Origin of the sequence: Steroidobacter agaridevorans, from assembly GCF_009932555.1 — a bacterium.
GTDB lineage: Bacteria > Pseudomonadota > Gammaproteobacteria > Steroidobacterales > Steroidobacteraceae > Steroidobacter > Steroidobacter agaridevorans.
In genome coordinates this window covers 398,435-422,121 of record NZ_BLJO01000003.1, presented here as the reverse complement: position 1 = coordinate 422,121, position 23,687 = coordinate 398,435, and the positions used below count along the sequence as shown (strand labels likewise).

General features: G+C 62.2%; 20 protein-coding genes. 4 read left to right on the top strand and 16 right to left on the bottom strand.

What is annotated here, in order from left to right:
- The first annotated feature begins 253 nt into the window (after window positions 1–253).
- Window positions 254–676 (top strand): Lrp/AsnC family transcriptional regulator, encoded by a 423-nt coding sequence (locus GYH35_RS12790; protein WP_161812568.1) that lies wholly within the window; start codon window positions 254–256, stop codon window positions 674–676.
- On the opposite strand, the gene GYH35_RS12785 is transcribed toward GYH35_RS12790, so the two are convergent.
- A complete protein-coding gene (locus tag GYH35_RS12785) occupies window positions 673–1,740 on the bottom strand; it encodes an ornithine cyclodeaminase (protein WP_161812209.1) in 1,068 nt (355 codons plus the stop codon). The two genes, GYH35_RS12790 and GYH35_RS12785, sit on opposite strands and share 4 nt — an antisense overlap.
- 96 nt (window positions 1,741–1,836) lie before the next feature.
- Window positions 1,837–2,295 carry a response regulator gene (locus GYH35_RS12780; RefSeq protein ID WP_161828594.1) on the bottom strand — a complete coding sequence of 153 codons (459 nt, stop codon included), beginning with the start codon at window positions 2,293–2,295 and terminating at the stop codon, window positions 1,837–1,839.
- Window positions 2,296–2,383: 88 nt separating this feature from the next.
- On the opposite strand from GYH35_RS12780, the gene GYH35_RS12775 reads away from it, so the two are divergent.
- The gene (locus GYH35_RS12775) at window positions 2,384–2,755 is read left to right on the top strand and encodes a hypothetical protein (protein ID WP_161812207.1); all 372 of its coding nucleotides are present in this window, start codon (window positions 2,384–2,386) and stop codon (window positions 2,753–2,755) included.
- A gap of 20 nt (window positions 2,756–2,775) precedes the next feature.
- Here the strand turns inward: GYH35_RS12775 and GYH35_RS12770 are convergent, their stop codons facing one another.
- The 7 genes from GYH35_RS12770 to GYH35_RS12740 all read right to left on the bottom strand — a co-directional run bounded on the left by GYH35_RS12770 (window position 2,776) and on the right by GYH35_RS12740 (window position 12,106).
- A complete protein-coding gene (locus tag GYH35_RS12770; RefSeq protein ID WP_161828593.1) occupies window positions 2,776–4,272 on the bottom strand; it encodes an FAD-binding oxidoreductase in 1,497 nt (498 codons plus the stop codon).
- A 93-nt stretch (window positions 4,273–4,365) separates the two neighbouring features.
- Window positions 4,366–5,454 (bottom strand): potassium channel family protein, encoded by a 1,089-nt coding sequence (locus tag GYH35_RS12765; protein ID WP_161828592.1) that lies wholly within the window; start codon window positions 5,452–5,454, stop codon window positions 4,366–4,368.
- 4 nt (window positions 5,455–5,458) lie between these two features.
- Window positions 5,459–6,310 (bottom strand): amidohydrolase family protein, encoded by an 852-nt coding sequence (locus GYH35_RS12760; protein WP_202624280.1) that lies wholly within the window; start codon window positions 6,308–6,310, stop codon window positions 5,459–5,461.
- Between the two features lie 50 nt (window positions 6,311–6,360).
- Complete coding sequence (locus GYH35_RS12755) at window positions 6,361–8,733, bottom strand: penicillin acylase family protein (RefSeq protein ID WP_161828591.1); 2,373 nt, start codon at window positions 8,731–8,733, stop codon at window positions 6,361–6,363.
- A 13-nt stretch (window positions 8,734–8,746) separates the two neighbouring features.
- Entirely contained in the window at window positions 8,747–10,477 is a 1,731-nt protein-coding gene (locus GYH35_RS12750; RefSeq protein WP_161828590.1) for a serine hydrolase domain-containing protein, read from the bottom strand.
- Between the two features lie 4 nt (window positions 10,478–10,481).
- Window positions 10,482–11,501, bottom strand: a complete 1,020-nt coding sequence (locus GYH35_RS12745; RefSeq protein WP_161828589.1) for a DUF1611 domain-containing protein — start codon at window positions 11,499–11,501, stop codon at window positions 10,482–10,484.
- A gap of 77 nt (window positions 11,502–11,578) precedes the next feature.
- A complete protein-coding gene (locus GYH35_RS12740; protein WP_161828588.1) occupies window positions 11,579–12,106 on the bottom strand; it encodes an Lrp/AsnC family transcriptional regulator in 528 nt (175 codons plus the stop codon).
- Window positions 12,107–12,255: 149 nt separating this feature from the next.
- Between GYH35_RS12740 and GYH35_RS12735 the strand changes: the two genes are divergently transcribed.
- Window positions 12,256–14,532, top strand: coding sequence for a TonB-dependent receptor (locus GYH35_RS12735; protein ID WP_161828587.1), 2,277 nt, complete (start codon window positions 12,256–12,258; stop codon window positions 14,530–14,532).
- A gap of 18 nt (window positions 14,533–14,550) precedes the next feature.
- Here the strand turns inward: GYH35_RS12735 and tkt are convergent, their stop codons facing one another.
- The 7 genes from tkt to GYH35_RS12700 form a co-directional block, all read right to left on the bottom strand.
- Window positions 14,551–16,587: a transketolase gene (gene tkt / locus GYH35_RS12730; protein WP_161828841.1), complete on the bottom strand. Its 2,037-nt coding sequence runs from the start codon at window positions 16,585–16,587 to the stop codon at window positions 14,551–14,553.
- Between the two features lie 14 nt (window positions 16,588–16,601).
- Window positions 16,602–17,315 carry a phosphoglycolate phosphatase gene (gene gph / locus GYH35_RS12725; RefSeq protein ID WP_161828586.1) on the bottom strand — a complete coding sequence of 238 codons (714 nt, stop codon included), beginning with the start codon at window positions 17,313–17,315 and terminating at the stop codon, window positions 16,602–16,604.
- 7 nt (window positions 17,316–17,322) lie between these two features.
- Window positions 17,323–18,252: a phosphoribulokinase gene (locus GYH35_RS12720; RefSeq protein WP_161812198.1), complete on the bottom strand. Its 930-nt coding sequence runs from the start codon at window positions 18,250–18,252 to the stop codon at window positions 17,323–17,325.
- 9 nt (window positions 18,253–18,261) lie between these two features.
- Window positions 18,262–19,335, bottom strand: coding sequence for a class 1 fructose-bisphosphatase (locus tag GYH35_RS12715; protein ID WP_161828585.1), 1,074 nt, complete (start codon window positions 19,333–19,335; stop codon window positions 18,262–18,264).
- Window positions 19,332–20,264 carry a CbbX protein gene (gene cbbX / locus GYH35_RS12710; protein ID WP_161828584.1) on the bottom strand — a complete coding sequence of 311 codons (933 nt, stop codon included), beginning with the start codon at window positions 20,262–20,264 and terminating at the stop codon, window positions 19,332–19,334. Before cbbX ends, GYH35_RS12715 begins: the two co-directional genes overlap by 4 nt.
- Window positions 20,265–20,374: 110 nt before the next feature.
- Window positions 20,375–20,791, bottom strand: a complete 417-nt coding sequence (locus GYH35_RS12705; protein ID WP_161828583.1) for a ribulose bisphosphate carboxylase small subunit — start codon at window positions 20,789–20,791, stop codon at window positions 20,375–20,377.
- A gap of 20 nt (window positions 20,792–20,811) precedes the next feature.
- The gene (locus GYH35_RS12700) at window positions 20,812–22,281 is read right to left on the bottom strand and encodes a form I ribulose bisphosphate carboxylase large subunit (RefSeq protein ID WP_161812194.1); all 1,470 of its coding nucleotides are present in this window, start codon (window positions 22,279–22,281) and stop codon (window positions 20,812–20,814) included.
- Between the two features lie 265 nt (window positions 22,282–22,546).
- Here GYH35_RS12700 and GYH35_RS12695 point away from each other — a divergent pair, with 265 nt between their 5' ends.
- Complete coding sequence (locus GYH35_RS12695; RefSeq protein WP_161812193.1) at window positions 22,547–23,500, top strand: LysR family transcriptional regulator; 954 nt, start codon at window positions 22,547–22,549, stop codon at window positions 23,498–23,500.
- The last annotated feature ends 187 nt before the right edge of the window (window positions 23,501–23,687 follow it).

Sequence of the window (23,687 nt, the reverse complement as noted above, 5' to 3'; positions counted from 1 at the left end):
GATGAGGGTCGTTTTGCCAGCCCCGCCCGGCGCCGCCAGCCACACTGCCCCCTGACGACGCAGCCGGTCGAGCTCCTTGAGGAGCCGCCGCCGTGGGTAGACGCCATCCGAGGCCGGGGGCGTGAGTTTGATCATTCTTGGTAGGCCGCTCTGCCGTGAGCTGAACTGACCGGATGATAACGCGGTCCGTAATCGGATAATCTATCGCGTCATGCAGAGCGAGCCCAAGCCGATCAACGACAAGAACGCAGCGCTGGACGCGCTCGACCATCAGTTGCTGGGGCTATTGCGCGTGAACGCCAGGACGCCGACGGCAACGTTGGCGAGGAAGCTGGGCGTCTCCCGCGGCACCATTGCAAACCGCATCGCCCGGCTGGAAGCCAACGGCGTCATCGCCGGGTATTCAGTGCAGATCCACGCCCACTCCCAGCCGAGCGGCATCCGCGCCTGGATCAGTATCGCGGTGGAAGGTGACAAGACCCGAGAGGTGGTGAAAAGGCTGCTGGGCGAGCCTTCGGTGAGCTCGCTTCACGACACCAACGGTCGCTGGGATTTGCTGGCCGAGGTGCATGCCGCATCGATCGCCGAGCTCTCCGAAGTGCTGGAGCGCATCCGGAAGATCAAAGGCATCGGCAACACCGAGACCAGCATCCATCTGCAAACATTCAGGACCTAGGCGACCCGTCGCATCCGACCGCGCTTGCTCGAGCCCAGCGTGCCGCCGAACAAATCCTTCGGATCTTCCAGGTCGGGCACCAGGTCGATCTGACGGCAGAACTCCGGACGCTCACGCGTCAGGTCGTGCAGGAACTTGAGCGCCGAGTAGTCTTCGAGCGCAAAGCCCACCGAATCGAACACCGTGATCTCGCCGTCACTGCCCCGCCCACGCTGCACGCCATTGACCACATCGGCGAACTCGATGACGGAAAAATCCGCCGGCATCTGTTGAATCTCACCTTCGATGCGCGACTGAGGCTCGTACTCGACGATGACCCGTGCATCCGGCCGACGCAGAATGTCCGCGTGCAACTCGGTCTTGCCCGGGCAGTCGCCACCGACCGCATTCAAGTGCATTCCGGGCGCGACCATGGAGGGCGTCACGATCACGGCGTTGCGCTTGTCGGCGGTAACGGTCGTGATGATGTCGGCGCCGAGTGCGGCTTCCGCAGCGGACGTCGCATGCACCAATGAAATGCCTCGCAGCTCCGGCATGGCGCGAAGATTCTGAGCCAGCTTCGCGGTCGCGCGCGGATCGACGTCATACAGCCGCAGCTCGTTGATGCCGAGCATGCGATGGAACGCGATGGCCTGAAATTCGCTCTGCGCGCCATTGCCGATCAGCGCCATCGTTTTGCTATCCGGTCGGGCCATCCACTTCGCCGCGAGCGCCGACATCGCGGCGGTCCGAAGCGCCGTCGTTACGGTGAGCTCCGAGAGCAGCACTGGATAACCGGTGGACACTTCCGCCAGCACGCCGAACGCGGTGACGGTGAGCAGGCCCAGGCTGGTGTTCTTGGGATGACCGTTCACATATTTGAACGAGTACAGATCGCCATCGCTGATCGGCATCAACTCGATCACGCCGACCTCGGAATGGCTCGCGAGCCGCGCCGATTTCTCGAACTGGCCCCAGCGCCGATAGTCCGCCTCGATCTGGGCGGCGAGCCGCGCCATGAACTCGCCCGGCCCGATCTGGTTCACCAGGTGCTGAATGTCTGCGATGCCGACGTAGTCGACCATGGTCCTACCCTCGTCCAAATGCTTGTCAAGCAAGCACTTATGGTAGGAAGGCCCGGCGTCACGCAGAAGCAGGCAAGCTGCCCGGCAACCCCCCGTTTATTGACGAAATGACAGCGCTTTTTGCCGTTCCGGCAATGGCGGGCGCCGATGACAAAGGTCGTTCACCGCCTCGGCGACCTGCGTCTCGAGGCCGTCGGTGACGCAGACCGTCATCATCGATGCGCGCAATTCGCCATCCCAGTAGGGATCCAGCGCCTCTTCCTCCAAGTCCCTGCGCAACACGATCACCGGCGTGAGGCGCGTGCGCGGATCGATTCGCATACGAGCAATGACGCCCGCCGCCGGAATCAGCGGCAGCTCCTCCGCCAACAACACCAGATCGGGCACCGGCGGCTCTGCGGTCAGCAAGCCGCGATGAAACAGAAATCGCAGCGCCTGCTCGCCATCTTTTACGCGCAGCATCGACGCCTCGGGCAATTGTCGTCTGATGCCCTTCGCGATCGCGGTCCAGTCACTACCGCTGGGTTCGGCAACGAGTACATTGATATTCATCATGGCGGCTCATCGATATCTCACATATTGAATACACGAGCGGCTGCGCAAAGTGGTTGCACAGCAATGATCGCTGTAGAATCTGCGCATCATGAGCGAATCGAATCAAAGCCAAGTCGCTGTGAATCTGACCGACAGCCTCATCGTCGCACGCGTCCGGGGTTGCCCCACCGAAGCGGTATTGCAGAAATGCCAAGCCGAGGTGTTGTCGCTCGTCCGTGAGAGCGGCATCAGGAAAGTTCTATACGACGCGCTCGAGATGGAGCCGCCGCCGGTGAGCATTCCCTGGGCGCAGCGGGCGCTGGACGAGCAACTGATCGATGTGAAACTCCGCCGCGCCATCGTTGTTCCAAACACCAAGCTGGCATTTCTTGCGCGCCTGGCGTTCGGCGATGGCGACTACCGGGTGTTTTACGAAGACAAGCTCGCCGCCATGGGCTGGCTCGCCGAAGAAAACGTTTGATCCGCGAGTCCGGACTGAACTCACGCGCGTAGCGGCTGCACGTTGGCGTTCAAACGGAACAAGTTCGACGGATCGTACTTGGTCTTCAACGCCGCCAGCTTTTTGTAGTTGCCGCGATAGTTGGCGTTGATGTCCTTTGCGGTCGCCTCGCGCGGCATGTCATTGACGTAGAAGCCACGCGTGAACTTCTCCACCGTCGACCAATGGCGGCGCGCCGCTTCGATGTGATCCGTCGGATCGTCGCCGTGCCGCCAGCCGCTCATGATCATCATGTTGGCCATCGCGTACCTGTTCGCGAAAGCCGTCGCATCCTCGGGCACACGGCCGCAAGCACCGCCGCAATGCTGGAAGAACACGGCCGTGGTCCGGCGCGGATCGCCCTTGAATCCGTCGATCAACGCTGCAATCAAGTCTGCCGGCATCGCAGAGATGAACCCGCCCTTGATGTAAGTGCCCAGCATGCGCGCATCGGCCCAATCGCCGGACCGTTGCACCTCGACATAGTCCATGGCCTTGATCGTGTCGCTCATGGGGGTTCCGACCTTTCGAAGCGGCGCCAACGCGCGATCGGCATCCTTCGCCGCCCCGCTGTAGCAAACATCGAGTTGCGCGACGCCCGGCGCACCGCCCGGCGGCAGCACGAGCATGGGATCGAAATACAAATCGTCGGGCGCTGCTCGTGCATAGTCCGCGTACATCGAGAGCACGTCGCGCGCCTTCTCGATGGGGAACGTCACTTTGCCGGCAATAACCTGACGCTGCATCGGATGAAGATTGAACTCGAAATTCGTGACGACGCCGAAGTTGCCGCTGCCGCCGCGCAGGCCCCAGAACAAATCCGGGTTCTCGCGCGAGCTCGCGTGACGCAATTGACCGTCGGCGGTCACCACATCCATCGAGTTGAGATTGTCGATCGCCATTCCATAGCGACGCGCGATCCGTCCGAACCCGCCACCGAGCGTCAGCCCTCCCACACCGGTGTGCGAGACGGTGCCGAGCGGTGTCACCAGGCCTTGAGCCATCGACTCACGGTCGACCAATCCCAATAAGCTTCCGCCCTTCACCGACACACGCTTGGCCGTTGCATCGACCGTCGCGCCGCGAAAGCTCTTGAGATCGATCTGCATGCCGCGCTCGCAGGTCGACTGACCGGAATGACTGTGACCGCCGCATTTCACTGCCAGCAGCAAATTGAGCTCGCGCGCGAAGTTCACGGCCTTCTGAATATCGCCCGCGTCCGCCGGCTGTACGATGAGCGCGGGATGCTTGTCGAAAGAAGGATTCAACAACAGACGAGCTTCGTCGTATCCAGCATCGCCCCGCAGGAGCAACTGGCCGTTCAGCGATTCCGCAAACTCACGAACCTCGGCGCTGCTGAGCGTGACGGGTCGGCCGTCGGCAGTGACTGCGGAAATGTCGGCAATGGGCCCGGAGCGGGCCAACGCCGGCACGAATCTCAAGGTCGGTAGCGTGGCAGCGGCCAGGATGGCGGAACTGACGAACTCGCGGCGTTTCATGGCACCCCCGGTTGATGCGCAGCACATTCGTTCTTGTTACTCGGCCTGCCCGAGTAGATGCGCCTGCGCTCGAGAATGCAACTCGCGTTGCTACTACTGTCTTTGGTCAGGGGGCGCGATCGAGGGACCGATCACGATGAGCTTGTCTTCGGCTTGAATGCGCAGGTCGTCTTCCCAGAATCCGTAGCTGTGCCGATCACGCACCACTCGCAAGACCAGCGCCCGGTTCTCGAACGGACGGCGACCGATTTCGTCCGGATGCGGAGCACGCTCGACCAGCGTTACCTGGCCGCCGGCGCTGATGAGGTCCATCACATAGGTCGCCAGGTGCGAGGATTCGATGGAATCGGCCATCAGAATGCCACCGACTCGCGAGGGCAGCACCGTCGCGCTCGCACCGCTCTGTCGCAACAACTTGTCGTTCTCGGCCTCCTCGACCCGCGAGACGATGCGAACGTTCGGGGCGAGATTTCGTGCAGTCAAGGTGATCAGTACATTGGTGTCATCCCGGTCCGTGCAAACCAGCAAGGCGCGCGCCTGCTGCAGCATCGTTTCGCTCAACGTGTGCTCGCGACTGGCGTCGCCGAGGATGCCGATGTAACCCAGCTCCGCCGCTTCTTCGATTCGCGACTGATCGAGATCGACGATCAAAATATGCTGCTTGTCGAAGCCGCGCGCGACCAACTCGGCTGCGGCACATCGGCCCGCGTGCCCGAAGCCGCACAACACCACATGCCCTTGCAAACGCGCCTGCAGTCGTCGCATACGAAAGTCCTCGATCAGACGCTGTAACACCAGCTGATACGCCGTGCCGACAAAGATCAACCAAATGAACAGACGGATGGGCGTGACGAACAAAGCATCGACCAGCCGTGCCTGGCGGGTCACCGGCACGATGTCGCCGTAACCGACCGTCGTCACGCTGACCATCGTGAAGTAAACGACGTCCGCGAACGAGATCGCGCCGTCGTGATTGTCTCGCAGCCCATCGCGATCGAACCAGAACACGGCGATGACCAGCGCGAACATGATCAGCACCGCGGCGGTACGAACCACGAGCGTCTTGCGCACACTGCGCTCGCCGCCGACAAACAGCCGGCGTCCGGGGATTTGTAGCCGGCGGCTCAGCGCATCGCCCGCCGCATCGGCGGCCTTGTCGGAACGTCCTGCGGTAACGGCCATGCCGCTATGGTACTGACTTGGGCCGCTCCTTTAAAAGCAGCCGCTCGGCGTTGCCCCAGCGGATTTTCCGCTTCTCTTCTTCGGTCAATCCCAGCCGGTCCAACGCGTCGGCGCCCTTTTTCAACGACAGCTGCGGAAAGTCCGAGCCGAGCAGCAGGTTGTCGATGCCGACGTTGCGCATGGTCCAGACGAACTCCTCCTCCAGCGGCGAGTCGGCGGCCAGCACGACGGTGCCCGCGATGTCGAAGTGGATGTTGTCCTCCATCAACCCCTTGGCGGTGCGTGCCAGCGGCAGAATGTTCCAGAAGCGGAATTCGAGCGCGCCGAGGTGAGTAAATATGAAATGCGTCTGCGGCGTCGCCAATGCAAGGTTGAACAGCTTCTGGTTGTCGCCGGGCAGGATGTTCGCGTTGTCCATCAGCACCACGAGCCCAAGCTCGCCGGCGCGTTTGCAGACGGCGAGGACGCGCTCGTCCGCCGCATCGAACTTTTGAGTATGGGGATGTAATTTGATCGCGCGCACACCCAGGGCAGCCAGACGTTCCAGCTCGGCAAAGGCCGCATCGCCGTCGTAAGGATGCACGGAGGCGATGGGAATCATGGGATAACGCTTCGAGAGCGCGACCAGTTCGTCGTTCTTCGATCGGGTCTCGGCGACCTTGCCCAGCACCGCCATGTGAATGCCGCCGAAGCGGGTCACTTGCTGGCCATCGGCAGCCACTTGGGCGAGATATTCCTTCACGGACTTCTCGCCTTCCCAGATATGCACGTGCACGTCGAACACCGGCGTCGGATCGGCCGCCCGGACCAGGCCCGAGAGGCATAGCAATAGCGACGCCAGCAGCAATCTGTTCAATTTTTCTCCCCTCTGAGGTGTCCGTACTTCGGCGGGAGTGTGCGCGACCGCTATCTCGCAGGCAAGGGAACCCGCGTGACCTCGAGATTCGGATCCGCGAGGATGTCCCGCTCGCTGAACAGGATGGGCTTCGATTTCTTTTCCGAGTACAGCCTCACCTGATCGAGGTAGTACGGCGAGCTCGGGTTGTCGGACTGCGAATAAGTCATGATCGAGCGCCCCTTCGGCCCTTGCTCGGTGAACTGCATCCACAGGATCAAGGTCGAACCGAGATACATCTCCGGCCAGCCCTTGCCCGGCACCCAGCCGGTCTTGTTGTGCATGAAATTGTATTGACCGGCGTCGGCCAGGCCGCCGTGCATGGGAATGCGAGTGTCACCGCGCGTCTCATATTGATAGCCGCGATAGGCCGCATCGAGCGGCACACCGGAGTCCAGGAGGTCCGAAATCGCTGCGTTCAAGGCCTTCGCGACGCGCGGGTCTTCGGTGTGCAAGCCACTCGGTGTGTTCATGGGATCCGCAGGATCGAACGGCACGGCGAAAACTTCCTTCTGTGCCTTGTAGTCGAGATTCTCGAAGAATCGACGCCACAGCACGGCGCCCGAGCTGTCCAGATTCTCGGTCTGATCCCACTTCGCGAGCACATCGCACGCCGCCGGTAGCCCGGCCCTCGCGGGCAGCTTCCGGCACAGCGACACGAGCGGATCGCGCCACAACTCGGCCGCGAGCACGCGATTGTCCATCGTGATCGCTTCGAGCTGATCGAGCGTGAAGCGCTTCCCTGGATGACCGTCGACGCCCTTGAGCCGGCGCTCGATCTTCAACAGGCCGTTGCGGGTTCGCAGCGAGCGCGTTGTGCGCTCATCGCCGACGATCAACGGGTAGCCTTCCAGCAGCTGGTGCGGATTGTTGGTCCAGTAGCTGTCGTTCGAGTTCGTGACATAGTCGGTGCGCATCAGCTTCGGCAGCGCGGCCACTCCGAAGGTCCCCGGCACGATCGAATCGGCATCCCTGCCCCACTCGCACTCCGAGCGGGAACCGTCGAGAACCATTTGCCGGCGCTCGAGCATGCGGCGTCCGAGGTCCGAGTTCACGCACTTGTCGAGCTGCGCGTTCGTAACATGCGGCACGCCCGTGCGATCCGCGTAGTACGTGTTGCCAGCAGAGTCGGCTGCCATGGTGTTGAGCCAGCCGATGCCGAGATACTTGCGCCCCGCTTCATCCAGCTGCTCGACCGACTGTGCGCGATTCATTTCCAGCTGCTGATTCAACCAGCGAAAGTTCATCGCCACGTCTCGCACCGCGTACGCCGTGTCGTCAGTCCAGCCGAACTCGGCACTCTGCAGCACGGTGCCATAGTGCGTTCCCCAAAACGTGTGGCTGCGGTTCTGGAGCTTGCCGTCGGCGCCGCGAACCTCAACGGTCACGGTTCGCGGGGTCATGGCTCTGGGCTTGCCGTCATAGAGATATGAGGTGGTGGAACCCGGCGCCAGACGAAGCTGATAAACAGTGAAGCGTCGTGGCGTCGCCAGCGTGTGACTCCAGGCCACCTTCTCATTGTGACCGAACAGCACCACGGGCACGCCGAGCACGCCGCCGCCATAAACATTCAACTTGCCGGGCACGGTCAACTGCGCCTCGAACCAGCGCTCCGGTCCATGCCACACCCAGTGCGGATTGGCGAACAGCATGCCCCGGCCATTGTCGGTGGCCTCCTTGCCCAAGGCGATCATGTTGCTGCCGGGCCCTTGAGGCTGCGAAGTAATGCTGGATTCGAGGTCGTTGGATCCAGACGTCGGCTGCACACTCTTACTCTTGGCACCCGCGGTGGGCGGCGCCGCTCTGACATAGTCCTGCATGAGCGCCCCCGAGCTGAGGAACGAGCTCCAATGCAGCGCGCGCAAATAAACATCCTGCTCGGCGATGGGTCGAACCCACTCAGCGCCGCGACAGCGTGCATCTGGAATGTTGTCGACGCCCGTTTTCGCCAGGTAATGGTTGTAGCCCGCCGCGTAGCCACGCACGAGCTCCCTCACTTCGGTCGTCGGCCCGAGCGGCGGCTTCGATCGCAACTCCTGGCCGACGAGGTCGCGGTCCAGCACGCTCTTCCAGAAGAAATCGCTTTGGACATTCGTGAAGGGCTCCGGCCCCGACGGGTAAGCATCCGTACTCGGCTCGTCGGGACCGAAGTATCGCGATCGCATGGCATTCACGGTGACCCAGCGCGCGGCGATATCGCAGATACCGGTTTGCGCGAAGGCATACCCCAGACCAAAGCCGACGCCTTCGAAGTCATCGGCCAGCACGTGAGGCACACCATAGGAGGTCGTGCGGATCTCCGCTCTCGGCGCCGCCAATGCAAAACCAGCGAACGACAGACCGAGGGAGGCCAGAGCCAGGATCGAAATCTTGTGACGGTTCATTCTTCTTGGAAACTCATCGATTCGTCGAACGCAGCTCGAAGCGGATGCCTCGCATTCTCGACGCACTCAGCTCGAAACCTGTGACCTTGCCCGACGCGTCGCGAGCGAAGCGCAACAGCCCCGCCTCGCCGCTGAAGGCATCCTGCATCGCCGGTGCGAGCGGCTGAATCTTCGTTTCGAACTTCCGGTGCTCGTCACGTACTGCAAGCTTTCCCTGGTCGATCACCAGCGGCCAGGTCACATCCAGCTCCGGGCTGTAGAACGTGCCGACATAACTCTGCAGCGCTTCGGCGCTGGGCGTGGCAGCCGTGAAGCGCGTCGCCGCCATGGCATCGTCGTCGCCGATGCGGAGCTTCAGCTCGTTCGCCAGCTGCTTGCCGGTGACCGAGAAGTCGGCCTTCACTGGAAAACCCTGCACCTCGAAACTCGCCGGCCCGGTGGCGACGAGCGGCAACGGCATCGCGCCGATCTTCAATATCAGCGCTCCCTGCTGTTCGATCACTTCGAGAATGGTCTCGGTGTTCGCATCGAAGTAGCTGCCGAGCAACCGTTGCAGCGGCACAGGCTTGACCGCCGTCTTCTTGCCGGGGGATGCTTTCTGAGCGCCGCCCGCATCGGCGCCCTTCAGCACATCGGCCAGAACGATATCGGCAACCTTCTCCGACAACTCCGACGCTTCCGCGCCTTCGAAATTGCAAAGGACGGCCACCGAGGTGTGTTGCTCCGGGAATCGCGCGAGCATCGCGTTGTAACCGACCCAATTGCCTGCGTGATGCACACGAGGCACGCCGCGGTACTCATCGACGAACAGCCCGCGCGCATAAGCGATCTTTTCTCCGTTATCCAGTTGGCCGCGCTGAGTCAGACGGTCGATCAGCGGCTGCCCGCCGACCCGTGGCTGATAGAAGTTCTCATCCCATTTAGCGAGGTCTTCGATGGCCAGATGCAGCGCGCCGTCCCCGGTCTGCTCCCAGTTCGACAGCGCATTCCTGAAACGCACCGTTCCCTGTGGCGCTTCGGCATCGACTGCATATCCGAGCGCGCGACCCGGAATGACCTCGGCATGCTTATCGCGAAACTGCGCGCTCTTCATGCCCAGCGGCTGAAAGATGCGCTCGCGAGCAAACTGCCCAAGCGGCTGGCCACTCACCCGTTCGACGATGACCGCCAGCAGAAAGAAACCGCTGTTCGAATATTCGTAGCGCGTGCCCGTGGGAAAATTGAGCGCACGTTGGCGCGCGATGACGGCAAGCGCCTGTTCATCCGTCCCCACCTGTTCGACTTCCAGCCCCGACAGCGACAACAACGCCGTGTAGTCGCGCAGCCCGCTGGTGTGCCTGAGCAAATGATCGATGGTGATGACCCGGCCGTAATCCGGCAGCTCCGGCACGTATTTGCGCACATCGTCCGAGAGCGACAGCTTCCCATCCAGCTCCAGCAAGATCACAGCGGCCGCGGCGAACTGCTTCGACGTCGAGCCGATATCGAACACGGACGCGGACGTAATAGGCACGGCCCGCTCCACATCCGCAAGACCATAGCCCTTCGCGACAGCCACGTGACCGTTGCGCATCACACCGACTGCGCAACCGGGTCTCGCTGTATCCGCATACTGCGCGAACAGCGCATCGATCTGCTGTCGCTGAGTCACGCTAACGCCTTCGGACGTCGATGCCGAAGCCATTCCAACGGTCAGCACGGCCGCCGCCAACGTCGGCAGTGCACGAATCGACGATGTCTTCACAGGTTCACCCGCGTAAGCATTCGGTTACCAGTTCATCGAAGCGAGCCCCCCCGCGAATCGGGTCGGCACACGGCATCCCCAGTTCGATGCTGTGCTGTTCGAGCAGCGCATTCGCCGCTTCGACCGATAACGTCACGGTGTTGAGACTCACACCGGCGCAACGAACACCGGGATTGGTGCGTCGGGCGAGCGTCAGCGTCACATCGATGGCTTCCCTGAGGCCGGGCAGATCGAAGTCGGGCAAGCCGTGCACCGATTTCCGGCCGGCCTCGTGACACATCACGATCACGTCTGGCTGCGTCCCGTGCAGCAGCCCGAGCGATACGCCGGAGTACGCCGGATGAAACAGGGAGCCCTGCCCTTCGACCACATCCCAGTGATCGGCCGCTGCGTCCGGGGTGAGCGCTTCGGCGGCGCCCGCGATGAAGTCCGCGACGACCGAATCGATCACGACCCCCGAGCCGGAGATCATGACGCCGGTCTGCCCCGTCGCGCGAAACGTTGCGGATACGCCGCGTTGCTCGAACGCACGGACCAAACCCAGCGCGGTGTATTTCTTTCCGAGCGCGCAGTCAGTCCCCACGGTAAGCAAACGTCGGCCGCTGCGTCGACGCCCTGTACCCACGGGAAACGTTTGTCGAGGCTTGCGCACATCGATGAGGCGCCGACCGAGCTCCAGAGCAGCCGAGCGCAGTACTGGCACATCGTCGAGCCTCGTGTGCATGCCGCTGACCAGATCCAGTCCTGCCCTGAGCGCATCGAGCAGCGCCGGAATCCAGCTCGGCTGCACGATACCGCCCGCCGGCGCTACGCCGATGACGAGTGCTTGAGCGCCTCGGGCACGCGCCGCTGCCGGCGTCAGTCGAGGAAGCCCGGTTGTAACGGTGACGCCCGGCAATGCGAATTCGCCGACGCACCGGTCGCCGGCCCAATCTCGAAGCCCCATCGCCGTCTTGGCATCGCGCTCGTCGACGGCGTCGCCCAGGAACAGCAGGTAGGGTTGCGGCAGGCTCAGGATGCTCATGCCGGCAATATGCCGGCCGGCCGGCGCCAGTATTGTTCGTTTTAGGGAAGCGGCGCGGACGATTCTTCGGTTCTGGCCTAGCCGGGGCTCGGTTCTTCGCGGGTCAGCCGGCCGACGATCTGCTTCAGGTCGCTGTGACTGTGCGATTTGATCGCCTTGGAGATCGGGAAGGTCACGAAGTCGAACTCGTTCTCGCTCTGGTTGCGCAGCTCGGCAATGACTTCCTGATAGCGCTCCACGGTCGCGGCGACGACCGTCATGACGTAATCCACGTGCCCGAGCACGCCATGACAGGAGACGATCTCTGGAATTTTCAGCAGCGTCTTTTCGAATTGCCTGGCGCGCGCGCTGGTGTAGTTCAACAGCTTGATCTGCACCTGGAACTGCAGGCAACTGGCGAGGCGCGCGATGTCGATATCGGCGTGATAGCCGCGAATGATCTCCGCTTGCTCCAGGCGCCGCATCCGCTCGTAGCAGCGACTGGCGGACAGCCCGACGGCCTCGCTCATCTGCACCTTGCTGATGCGCGCCTCGCTGAATAGTGCTGTCAGGATGCTCAAGTCGATGCGATCGATGCGGCTGGGCCGCGATGAGTTCTGTGCCATTCGCCACTCCCCGATAGTGGAACGCAGTATGCCAGCAAACGATTCCTCCGCCCTCCTTTGCAAAAACGAACGCAACTCACGCGCGATGGGCTGCATATTCACGGGGTCGAACCTCGAACACTAGAAGAACTGGCAAGAGGATGATGCGCATGAACGGCTTGTCGCGAGCGGCCCTGTCCGCGGCCTTTTTACAGACCTGCGTCTTTGCAGCGCCGGCTAGCGCTGCGGATACTCCACGCGACGCACAGGTTTTGCAGGAGATCATCGTCACTGCAACCAAGCGCGAGGAGAAACTGCAGGACGTTCCGGTGGCCATCTCCGCGATCACGACCGAAGACATCCAGACACGCGGCTTCACGAATTACGCCGATTATCTCAACACCGTGCCCGGCGTGTTCTTCGAGGACGGCGGCCCCGGCGTCTCGCAGATTCGTATTCGTGGCATCAGCGGCAGCGAAGGCGGCTTGCCCTCCACCACCGCGACATATTTCGGCGAGACAGTGACCAGCGTGCTGACCAACTTCGGCGGCAAGCCGAATCTGCGACTGGTCGACATCGATCGCGTCGAAGTCTTGCGCGGCCCGCAAGGCACGCTGTTCGGCGCCAGCGCGCTGGCCGGCGTGGTCCGGATCCTTCCCGCGGCGCCCGACGCTTCGGGTTTCGAAGCCCACGTCGGCGCGCGAGGTTTCACGACGGCGCATTCGAGCGACGCGAGCTATCACGTCGAAGGCACGGTCAACATTCCGTTGATCACGGACCGACTGGCGCTGCGGGTCGTCGGCTATCAAGACGAGATCGCCGGCTACATCGACAACAAGTTCGCAGGCCAACCGTCCGTCGACTACGGCGCCGCGTTGGGCCTGCCTGACGGCTTGCTCGTCACGCCGGCCGTCCCAGCGTTCACCCGCAAAGACATCAATTCGGAAGACACCTGGGGCGTTCGCGCCGCGCTCGGCTGGCAAGTCACCGACGCTCTCAAGATCGACCTGACGCACGCCACGCAGGACGTCACCCTCAACAGCGAGCCGTTCACCATGCCGGAGTTCGGTGAGTATGAGCAGAGCCGTGCGCTGGATTACTTCGAGGAAGGCGGCGCGGGCGAGCGACTCGAAATCAATACCATTGTCGCCAAGTACGACTGGGACGCCGTGTCGCTGACCTCGGCCAGCAACTGGTCGAAGATGACGCGCTTCACCAACCAGGACATCACCTATCTCGCCGAAGGCAGCTTCGGCGCGCCCATCCCCTGGCCGCTGCGAGATCGCAGCGTGGGCAAGCTGTTCACTCAAGAGCTGCGGTTGCAGTCGCTCGGCGACGGTCCGTTTCAATGGCTCGCCGGATTGTTCTATTTGAAGCAGACCGCCGACTTCTCGCAGTTCGTGCCTGACTACTCGTGCCCCACCTGTTTGCCGGAGGTGCTGGCCGGTCAGGACTTCGCCGCCGACGCGCCCATGGCACGCTTCTCCGAAGAAGAGCAGCGCGCCGCGTTCGCTCAAGTCAGCTATACATTCGCGTCGCAGTGGACCGTCGGCGTCGGCGCGCGTTATCTCGAAGACGATCTGACCAGTCTCACTCCCGCCTCGGATGGCTTTCTGATCGGCGGAGCGCAACCGGGCGCGCCCGATCAAGAAGGCTCATCGAGTGAGTTCAATCCTTCGGCCTATCTGCGTTACGAGCCTGCCGAGGACCTGACATTGTATTTGCAGGCCGGTCGCGGCTTTCGCAGCGGTGTGGTGAATCAGCGCCTGCCCGACGCCTGTCAGGCGGCGGCCGCAGCCGTCGGCGCCGGTGCGTTCACCGATCCCGATACGTTGTGGAATTACGAGCTGGGCGTGAAATCGCAGTTCGCGGACGGTCGCCTTGGCCTCAATGCAGCGGTGTATCGACAGGACTGGGAAGGCGTGCAGCTCGGCGTGGCGCTTCCCTGCGGCTTCAGCGTGCTGGCGAATGCCGGCGACGTGACCAACGACGGTGTGGAACTGGAGATGGTGGCGCAAGCCGGCGATGCGTGGCGCTTCAACTTTGCGGCCTCCTACACCCAGGCGGAGTTCGAGCGCGTCGAGCCCGGCACGATCTACTCCAAAGGCGAACGCCTGCCGGACGCACCGGAAAAGAACGGAAGCGTCGGCGCACAGTACAGCTTCGTCATGGGGCCGGAGTGGTCCGGCTATGTGCGTGCGGATTACGTTTACGTCGGCGAGCTGCGCTTGAAGTTTGGCGTGGACGAGGTGCTCAGCCAGGAATCGTTCAATACCGCCAACCTGCGCATCGCCTTTCAGCGAGAGGATCTGTCCATCGAGCTGTTCGGCCGCAACCTCGCTGACGAGCGCGGCGTCATCGATACCGGTCAACCGTCGCTCGGCGCGAAGGAAACATTGATTCGTCCGCGCGAGGTTGGCGTCGAGCTGCGGTACGGCTTCCAATGAGCCAAGCGCGAGTGACAGTCAGTGGCTGTCACTCGCTTTCAACGCGAGCACCGACTTGACGGCCGCGACGACCCGCTCCGGCACGAACTCGAAGTGCCGCATCAAGTCTTTGGCGGGCGCCGACTCGCCGAATCGATCGATGCCGACCACGACGCCGCGGCGACCGACATATTTGCGCCAGATATCCGGCACGCCGGCTTCGACGGCGACACACGGCAATTCGACCGGCAACACTTGCTCGCGATAGCCAGCATCCTGCCGATCGAACAGGGTGGTCGAAGGCATCGACACGACTCGAACCGGGACGCCCTCGCCTTCGAGCACCCGCTGCGCCTCGATGGCGAGCGCAACTTCGGAGCCGGTCGCAATGATGACGGCGCGCGGCTCGACTTCAGGCTCCGCCAGCACGTAGCCGCCACGACGGATATTTGCCATCGCGTCCGGATCTCGATTCTGATACGGAACGTTCTGTCGACTGAGCACCAGACAGGTTGGCCCGCTTTCCCGATCGATGGCCGCCGCCCACGCGACCGCTGTCTCCAAGGTGTCGCACGGCCGCCAGACCTCCATGTTCGGGATCAATCTGAGCGTCGCGACGTGTTCGATGGGCTGATGCGTCGGGCCGTCCTCGCCCAGGCCGATCGAATCGTGCGTGAACACAAAGATCGAACGGATTTGCATCAACGCAGCCATGCGAAGCGCGTTACGGCAGTAATCCGAGAACGTCAGGAAGGTGCCGCCATACGGTATGAATCCGCCATGCAAGGCAAGTCCGTTCATGATCGCGGCCATGCCGAACTCGCGCACGCCGTAATAAATATAGTTGCCGCCGCTCGTGCTGGTGACAGCGCGCGACCCGGACCACAACGTGAGATTCGAGCTCGCTAGATCGGCCGAGCCGCCAATCAGCTCCGGCAAGAACGGCGCGATGCCTTCGATCGCTTCTTGCGACGCCTTGCGTGTCGCCACCGTTGCCGCCTTCGCATGCGTACGAGCCATCAGCCTGCGAATGTTCTCCGCAAGCTCTTCCGGCAGCGCACCGCTCATGCGACGCTCGAGTTCCTGGCTTAGCTGCGGGTGGGCTGTGGCATACGAGGCAAGCTTCTCCATCCAGGCGTCCTCGTAGATCGACCCGGCCTGCCGCGCATCCCACATCTCATATATATGAGTAGGGATCTCGAACGGCGCGTAAGCCCAGCCCAGTGTCTCGCGAGCCGCCGCGATCTCTTGCTCGCCGAGTGGCGCACCATGCGCGTCATGAGTGCCCGCCTTGTTCGGCGATCCCTTGGCGATGACGGTCTTGCAACAGATCAGCGACGGCTTGTCGGCCACCGACTTCGCGGCTCGAATGGCGTTGTCGACGGCGTCGCTATCGTGACCGTCGACATTCGGCACGACATGCCAGCCGTAGCTGGCGAACCTGCGCGGCGTGTCGTCGGTGAACCAACCCGAAACGTGACCATCGATCGAGATGCCGTTGTCGTCATAGAACGCGATGAGCTTGCCGAGCCCCAGCGTGCCCGCCAGCGAACAAGCTTCGTGCGAGATGCCTTCCATCAAGCAGCCATCGCCGAGAAACACATAGGTGTGATGATCGATGACCTCGAAGCCCGGACGGTTAAACTGCGCGGCAAGCACCTTCTCAGCAATCGCCATACCCACGGCATTGCTGATGCCCTGCCCGAGCGGTCCGGTCGTTGTTTCGACGCCCGGCGTGATGCCGTACTCGGGATGCCCCGGCGTTCGCGAGTGGAGCTGACGGAATCGCTGCAGCTGTTCCAGCGGCAGGTCGTAGCCCGTCAGATGCAATAGCGAATACAACAGCATCGAGCCATGCCCGTTCGAGAGCACGAACCGATCGCGGTTGAACCATTGCGGGTTGGCGGGGTTGTGACGCAGATGACGTTGCCATAGCACCTCGGCAATCTCGGCCATGCCCATCGGCATCCCGGGATGGCCGGAGTTGGCTTTCTGCACGGCATCCATCGCCAGCGCTCGAAGCACATTGATGCCGTCCTGACGCGGCCCCACGCTCCGAGATCTCGGCCTTTGCATGTTCAACTCGGCGCTCATGGGATGGCCCTCAAGGCACGAGTCCCGCTGCGGGGACGCACACTCAGTTCCATGATCTCTTTGAGGTTGCTCACGATCGCGTCCGGCCGCAGTTCCTCCAGGGGCTGACCGCGGTGATACCCATAGTCCACGGCGACGACACGACAGCCCGCCGCGTGAGCCGCCTCGATGTCGGCACGCGAATCTCCGACCAACAGCATGTCCAACGGCTCGATCTCCGCTTGACGACAAGCGGCGTACAACAGCGATGGACTGGGCTTCCGGTCCTCGGGCCGCTCGGGGCACAACACTGACGCGAAAAATCCGCTGATACCGGCAATCTCCAGCAATGGCTGCGCGAACTTGCGCTCCTTGTTCGTCACGCAACACAGCGTGAGCCCGGCCGCGCGCAGCGTATGCAGTGTCATCATGACACCGGGATAGATACGGCTGAGCCGAAACACGCGTTGCCCGTAGAGATCTCGAAACAAGGTCGCCGACGTTTCCTGCAAACGCGCATCGGGTGTCACACCGCTTTGAGCCAGCACCCGTTTTACGAACTCATCGATGCCCGCTCCGACCAGAGCCGGGATGCGATCGTCCGGCAGTGGACGGCCGCCCAGCATGACCAGCATCATGTTGGCCGCCGCGCCCAGATCCGGGGCGGTGTCGATGATCGTGCCATCCAGATCGAATGACACGGCTGCGACGCAATCGATGAGCTTCGGCATGGTTACCTCATCTCGTAAGGGCTGGCTCCAATAGAACGTGACTCGAGCGTTGCGACCTGCGCGCCAGCGATTCCTTGCGACGCTCGATCAGCCGCATGATCATCGGCGTGAAGATGAGCTGCATGGCCAGGTCCATCTTGCCGCCCGGACACACGATGGTGTTCGCGCGCGTCATGAACGAGTCGTGCAGCATCGTCAGCAGATAGGGAAAGTCGATGCCCTGCGGATTCGCGAAGCGGATCACCAGGAACGACTCCTCCGGCGTCGGAATGAAACGCGCGATGAATGGATCGGACGTATCGACCATGGGGACGCGCTGGAAATTGATGTGCGTCCGTGAGAACTGCGGGCAGATGTAGTGAACGTAGTCATGCATCCGCCGCAGGATCGTGTCGGCCACTGCCTCCGTCGAATAGCCTCGCGTGGAGCGGTCACGATGCAACTTCTGAATCCATTCCAGATTGATGACCGGCACGACGCCAATCAGCAGATCCACATGTTTCCAGATCTGAATCTCTTCGTGAGCGGCCGCACCGTGCAGCCCCTCGTAGAACAACAGGTCGGTCGAACCGGGCAAGTCCTCCCATTCGGTGAACGTACCCGGCTTCTGTCCATACGGCGCGGCCTCGTGGTCGTCATGCAGATACTTGCGTCGACGCCCCTGCCCGCAGTCGCCATAGCCTTTGAACAAGCCATCGAGCTCGGCGAATAGATTCGCGTCGGGACCGAAGTGACTGAAGTACTGATCGCCGCGAGCGATGGCATCGGCCATCTGCTGCTTCATGCCGGCTCGGTCGTAGCGATGAAAGCTGTCGCCTTCGATGAACGCCGCCGTGAGCGCTTCGCGCCGGAAGATTTGCTCGAACGTCCGCGAAACGGACGTTGTGCCGGCCCCAGAAGAACCCGTGACTGCGATGATGGGATGGGTGGCTGACATGGCTGCTCCCTAGGCGGGACTTCTGAGCACGCTGCGAGTGCCGAACAACGGCGCCTTGAACTCGAAATCGTTGCATTCGCGGTGATAGCGCTCGATGCGCTCGACCTCCGCGCGCGCACCGAAGATGAAACCGATGCGTTGATGCAGGCCTTCGGGTTGGACGGTGAGCACCGGCTCCCGGCCCGTGCTGGCGCGTCCACCCGCTTGCTCGATGAGGAAGCCGAGCGGATTCGCCTCGTACAGCAGACGTAAGCGGCCGGGCTTGGTCAGATCCCGCCGATCGCGCGGATACATATAAACGCCGCCGCGCATGAGAATGCGATGAGCTTCAGCGACCACGGCGGCAACCCAACGCATGTTGAAATCGCGACCGCGCGGGCCCGAGGCGCCTTCCTGACATTCGCGCACGTAGCGCGTGATGGGAGATTCCCAGTAACGTGAATTCGATGCATTGATGGCAAACTCCGAGGTGGTTTCCGGAATGCGCAGATCCGGGTGGGTCAACATGAACTCGCCGATCTCACGATCGAGCGTAAAACCGTGCACGCCGCGGCCTGTGCTCAACACCAGCATGGTCGACGGTCCATAGATCGCGTATCCGGCGCACACCTGTTCGGTGCCTGGCTGTAAAAAATGCTCCTCGGACGGGTCCGTGACACCGTCAGGACAGCGCAGCACGGAGAAGATGCTGCCGACGGCGACGTTCACGTCCACGTTCGAGGAGCCGTCAAGGGGGTCGAACAACAACAAATATTTGCCAGTGGGATACTCCGCCGGAATCGGGTACGGCTTTTCCATCTCTTCGGACACCATGCCCGCCAGCTGACCGCCCCACTCGTTGGTGCGGATGAAGATGTCGTTGGTGAGCACGTCGAGCTTCTTCTGCACTTCGCCCTGAACATTGATGGCGCCGGCATCGCCGTAAGCGCCGGACAGCGCGCCCTTGCCGATGAGCGTCGCGATGCGCTTGCACGCGAGCCGCACGTCGTTCACCAGTGCGGTGAAGTTGCCCGTCGCATTGGCGTGACGGCGCTGTTCCTCGATCAGGAATCGGGTCAACGTTCTGGGCGCGAGCGTCGTCATGGGTGCAATTCTCCCTGTCGTGCTGTAGGTGGGGTCTCGGCGAACACGCGGCTGGCCTTGATGTCGGCCGCCTCGATCGTCATGAGATCGTTCCTCGCAAGCGACGCGTCACGCTTGGCGAACAAGCGGCTGGCTTGTCGTAAACGTGCGCGGTCCAGCGCATTGCGAATGGATCTGGCATTCGCGAAATGCGGCAGCGCCTGTCGGCGCTCGATGTATTCTTCCAATGCAGCCCGGGCGTCGGCGCTCAGCTGGTACTGCATCTGCCCGAGCATCAGGTCCGCGATGGCCAGCAATTCCCCGGAGGTGTAGTCCGGGAACGCGATGTGATGCGCGATGCGAGATGACATGCCAGGGTTGCTACGGAAGAAGCGGTCCATGCGGTCTTCGTAGCCGGCCAGGATCACGACCAGGTCGTCGCGATGGTTTTCCATTTCCTGCAACAGGATCTCGATCGCCTCCTGACCGTAGTCGCGCTCGTTCTCGGGGCGATACAAGTAATACGCTTCATCGATGAACAACACCCCGCCCATCGCGCGCTTGAGCACTTCGCGGGTTTTCGGCGCGGTGTGGCCGATGTATTGGCCGACGAGATCGTCGCGAGTCACGGCGACCATGTGACCTTTTCGCACGTAGCCGAGTCGATGCAGGATCTCGGCCATGCGGAGCGCGACGGTGGTCTTGCCGGTGCCGGGGTTGCCGGTAAAGCTCATGTGCAGGGAGAGAGCTTCGGTGCTCAGGCCCGCTTGCCGACGAACGGTGTCGACGAGCAGCAGTGCGCAGATATCGCGAATGCGAGTCTTCACCGGCGCGAGGCCGACCAGTTCGCTGTCGAGCTGATCGAGCACGTCGGCGACGTGAGAGTCGCGGAACGCGGCTTCGAGGTTGAAGCTGTCAGCGGCGTCTGTGTTTTTGAGCACAGAGTTCATGAATCCCCCGAGAAGACCCTCACCCAACCCCTCTCCCTGAAGGGAGAGGAGCTTGAAGAAATGAGATCGTTGTCACCACGCCTGACCCGTCAGGCGTCTGTCCTGGCGACTCAGTACCGATGACCTTCCGGCCGTCGCGTCGCGTACGAGCGCATCGAGTAGCGCACCTCACGGCCCGGCCCTTCTTCACGCAACAACTCGAAGCCGGGCTCTTCCTGCGGTCGTGCGACGATGAACGACAGTCGCAACGACTCGATGCCACGAGTGGAATCGAACGCGTTGAGCTTGATGTATCGATTGGGAAACGTGCGCCGGCATTCATCCACTTCCCGCATGATTCCGGCCGCGTCCTTCAGATCGAACATGGGATTTCCATACATCTCCCAATAGGTATTGCGTGGATGCGGATCCTCCGTGTGCTCGACCGACACGGCCCAGCCACATTGCAGGCAGTATTCGATCTGCGAGCTGATCTGCAGGTCGGTGAGATCGGGCAGAAACGAGAAGGTGCCTTGAGTAAGTCGCATGGCTGTGCTCTCTGATAAGGTCAAGCGGCCGCGGTCGGCGTCGGAACGAAATCAGGTGTATCGGTGCTCGCATAATCGAACGTGACCTCGCCCCATGTATCGAGTGCTGCTCGCAGCGGCGTGCAGTGTTTGGCGGCGTCGGCCAGAATCGCCGGTCCTTCGCGCCAGATGTCTCGACCTTCGTTTCGCGCCAATACCATCGCTTCGAGCGCGACCCGATTCGCAGTGGCGCCGGCGGCGATGCCCATTGGATGGCCGATCGTTCCGCCGCCGAACTGAAGCACGGTGTCGTCACCGAGATAGGTCAGCAGCTGATGCATCTGCCCCGCGTGAATGCCGCCCGAGGCGACGGGCATCACGCCCGGCAAGCCGCCCCAGTCCTGCTCGAAGAAGATGCCGCGCTGAAGATCCAACGGGTTGAGCGGCTCGCGCAGCACGTTGTAGAAGCCTTGCACCGTATTCGGATCGCCTTCGAGCTTGCCGACGATGGTGCCGGCATGCAGATGATCCACCCCCGCAAGCCGCATCCATTTGGAGATGACACGGAACGAAATGCCGTGATTCTTCTGGCGCGTGTACGTGCTGTGACCGGCGCGATGCAAATGCAGGATCATGTCGTTCTTGCGCGCCCACCGCGCCATCGATTGAATCGCGGTGTAGCCGATCACCAGGTCGATCATCACGATCACCGATCCCAGTTGCTTCGCGAACTCGGCGCGCTCGTACATGTCCTCCATGGTCGCGGCGGTGACGTTGAGGTAATGACCCTTCACTTCACCGCTTGCGGCCTGGGCACGATTCACGGCTTCCATGCAATTGAGGAAACGATCGCGCCAGTGCATGAATGGCTGCGAATTGATGTTCTCGTCGTCCTTGGTGAAATCGAGACCGCCTTGCAGCGCCTCGTACACCACGCGTCCATAGTTCTTGCCCGACAAGCCGAGCTTGGGCTTCACGGTGGCGCCGAGCAGCGGCCGGCCGAACTTATCGAGCCGTTCGCGCTCGACGATGGTGCCGGTGGCGGGCCCGGCGAATGTCTTCACATAGGCGACCGGAAGGCGCATGTCTTCCAGGCGCAGCGCCTTGAGCGGCTTGAAGCCGAACACGTTGCCGATGATGGAGGCAGTGAGATTCGCGACCGAGCCCGGCTCGAACAAGTCCAGGTCGTAAGCGATGTACGCGAAGTACTGGCCCGGCGAACCCGGCACGGGCTCGACCTTGTAGGCCTTGGCGCGATAGCGATCGCAAGCAGTGAGTCGATCGGTCCAAACGACCGTCCAGGTCGCTGTTGACGACTCACCGGCAACGGCGGCGGCGGCTTCGCTCGGATCGACGCCATCCTGCGGCGTGATTCGGAACAGCGCGAGCACATCGGTTTCCTTGGGCCGATAACCGCTGTCCCAGTAGCCCATTTGCGCGTACTTCAGAACGCCCGCCCGGTAGCGCTCGGCCGCCGGATTCGATGCAGTGCGATCTCCGATTCTTTTCATGGCCATCGTGCCTCGATTAGTGCCGCCAACCTGTGGGGCACAATGTGGCCGGAGCCAGCCTATTAGGTCCAATTCGAAATAGTTGACCTCCAGATAAGATTCTCTTATCTAGTTGAAAACGCGACTCGGGCATCCTGCCACTCGCGCTGTGGCGCAAAGAGGAAAAGGCGCAACTTTTCCCCCTGCGCTCGCCGCCTGGGGCGGCGGGCACATCCCTGTGCCTGGGGTGGCACACGCCACGTTTGATGCATCTCAAGGAGTCACCATGCGGAACATCACCTTGAGGCAGATGCGGGTGTTCGCGGCAGTGGCGCGCTACCGCTCTTTCACCAAAGCCGCGCGCGAGCTGCATCTCACGCAGCCCGCGATCTCACAGCAGATCAAGCTGCTCGAGATCGAAGTCGGCCTGCCCTTGCTCGAACACGTCGGGCGACAGATCCATCTCACAGCGGCAGGCGATGAGTTGTTGCGTTATGCCTCGCAGGTTACCGAACTGCTGCGTGAAGCTGGAGAGTCGCTCGCAGCGATGCGCGGTTTGAAACGCGGCGTACTGAAACTCGGCGCCGTGAGCACAGCGAAATATTTCGCGCCGTCGCTGCTCTCGGCTTTCGCGCCTGCGTATCCGGAAGTCACAATCCATTTCACGGTGGGCAACCGCGAGGAGATCATCCAGCAGCTCGCGGCGAACGAGACGGATTTGGTCATCATGGGCCGGCCGCCCCGCGAGCTCATCACCATCGCCGAGCCGTTCGCGAAGCACCCACTGGTCGTCATCGCCTCGCCCAAGCATCCACTCGCGGGTAAGCGCCGCATCCCATTGGAAAGATTGGGCAGCGAGAGTTTCATCATCCGCGAGGAAGGCTCCGGAACGCGCGCGTCGATGGAGCACGTGTTCGCCAAGCGTGGCGTGCCGATCCGCGTGCTCATGGAAGTGAGCAGCAACGAAACCATCAAGCAAGCCGTCATGGCCGGCATGGGCATCGGCTTCATTTCCATCCACACCGTGGGTCTGGAGCTCGCCGCCGGCAAGCTGGTGATGCTGAACGTGACCGGGCTGCCGCTGATCCGCGACTGGTTCGTGATCCACATGCGAGACAAGCGCCTGTCGCCCATTGCGGTCGCCTTCCGCAGCTTTCTGCTCGAAAAAGGCGCGACGATCATTCACAAGACGGCCGAAGAGAGCCGATCCATCCTGCGAGCCGCATCTGCCCAGCAGTAGTGCGGCGCGCGTTCGCGGTGCCGGGCTCGTATACAAGCACCGTCCCAGGGCAATCACCCCCTGCGCTCGGACGCGGCATCGGCAACGAATATTTCATCCAACTAAAGATAAAACAAACAAATAGTCTGCCTGCCGCCGTCGCCTGCGGACTGGAATCGGAGCGTTGGCCAGCTTGTTGCAACAACCG